A 265-nucleotide genomic window follows, 5' to 3' on the forward strand; every position below is an offset into this window, starting at 1 on the left:
TCTGCTGGTGGTGCGCCGTCGCATTGCAGATAACCAGGACATCCGGCTGAATGTGCTGACGATAATGCTCCAGCAACCACAGGCATTTTGCCTGCATCATCAGCGGCGTGTTTTCCTCAGAAATGGCAGGGATATCAATGACGTCAACGTTATCCAGCACGCAGTTCTCAACGGGCAGCACCACTTCGCGGGTCAGAGATGCCAGTACATCGACGGGCAGGCTAATGGCGTTAAGCAGCTCGCCGTTTTTTACCGGATGAAGCAG

1 pseudogene is annotated in these 265 nt (G+C 54.3%); it reads right to left on the reverse strand.

The window, feature by feature from the left end:
• A pseudogene (locus tag RTW80_RS29540) lies at positions 1 to 265 on the reverse strand (virulence effector SrfC); the annotation flags it as partial.

The sequence above is a fragment of the Escherichia sp. AM3 genome (genome assembly GCF_032029835.1).
GTDB classification, from domain to species: domain Bacteria; phylum Pseudomonadota; class Gammaproteobacteria; order Enterobacterales; family Enterobacteriaceae; genus Escherichia; species Escherichia coli.